At 43.4% G+C, this 1261-nt stretch carries 2 protein-coding genes; both read left to right on the top strand.

Going from position 1 to position 1261, the window contains the following annotated elements; genetic code table 11:
* Positions 1-141: 141 nt before the first annotated feature.
* Positions 142-312 carry a hypothetical protein gene (locus B157_RS38285; RefSeq protein WP_020603939.1) on the top strand — a complete coding sequence of 57 codons (171 nt, stop codon included), beginning with the start codon at positions 142-144 and terminating at the stop codon, positions 310-312.
* 39 nt (positions 313-351) lie between these two features.
* Positions 352-687, top strand: coding sequence for a PIN domain-containing protein (locus B157_RS35385; RefSeq protein ID WP_041952109.1), 336 nt, complete (start codon positions 352-354; stop codon positions 685-687).
* Positions 688-1261: the final 574 nt, after the last annotated feature.

The following is a 1261-nucleotide window of genomic DNA, read 5'->3' as shown; positions in this document are numbered from 1 at the left end:
GCCAACAGCACACGTCGACATAAGTAACCGTCTGCTCGCTTCCGGTGAATCTGAATGGGCCTTAGCTGCTTAAAAGATCTCATAGTTCGCGTTAAGTTTTAGCTATTTTTGTTCTTTCTACAGATAAAATAAAGTTGTACGATGAGAGCCGAGACCAAACCCTCTATTACCATTGATAAAGCCAATTCTAAAAGCATTATTGAGTTGGCTGATCAGTATATACCCAACGGTAAATTTAAAGGGTTGATCAAGTTACTCGAACCGCACGAGCAACCGCCCGGCGGCCCGGCCAAAATTGCTAAACGCGGCTAAGTACTCTGTCGGCTCAAAATTGCTCTGCTCTAACCAACTATAACTTACCTGCTGGACACCAATGTGCTGATTCTTTTGTTGACCAAAGAATACAACAGACTCAGTAAAAACCAGTTAGGGATTCTCAATGATAAGGCAAACAACTACCTGTTGTCGCAAGCTTCGTATTATGAAATGGCTATTAAACTCCGGCTCGGCAAATTGGAGTTTGATTTGAGTGATGTGGAAGAATTTCGTCGTGAACTCTCCATTCGTATGCTCAATCTGGAAACCCTTCATTTTGCCATGATTCACAATGTACCCAAAGTCACCGACGACAAGGGTAAACCTCACGGTGACCCCTTTGATTTGTTAATTCTGGCCCAAGCACAGTAGGAACGATTGCCCATTCTTTCGACCGACAGATACTTTCCCAAATACACAACTGTAACGGTCATTATCTAATCAATTAGCCCCAACCACCGGGGCGGCTGGCCTGTCGGCGGCAAGCAGGAAAGTCCATTTTCAACTGGCTAAATCGGGGCATTTCCTCTGTCACACGTAACCCGCCCAGCAAGCCAAAACCGCCCTGCCAGGGGATGTACAACTTGTCGCTAAAAGGTTGACATGCACGCTTTCTTTAATAGAGTTGATGTGAGTTGATAGTCAACGGTTTATGAATTCGATAGCGTCTCAGAATTGAATAGTTAGCTGGTGAATCTGTTAGCTTTATTTGTAGCCAATTCTCAGGCCGTTTAGATCCATCAAAAACAGTCTATTTTTGCTAAGTAATTGATAATGAACTTATATTAACTCTAACAAGTATATGTACGCCAAACTGCGGAACTACTTCTCTCTGTTTATCAACTAGTTATAGGGTGCAATTCAAAATGTCGCTATGCGGCCATCGCATAGTTGATTGGCTCAATCTGCTGACGAACCAAATTCCATCGGTTGCTCATCAGGCAAA

It is taken from the genome of Spirosoma spitsbergense DSM 19989, assembly GCF_000374085.1.
Classification (GTDB): domain Bacteria; phylum Bacteroidota; class Bacteroidia; order Cytophagales; family Spirosomataceae; genus Spirosoma; species Spirosoma spitsbergense.
This window is presented reverse-complemented; position numbering and strand designations above follow the sequence as displayed.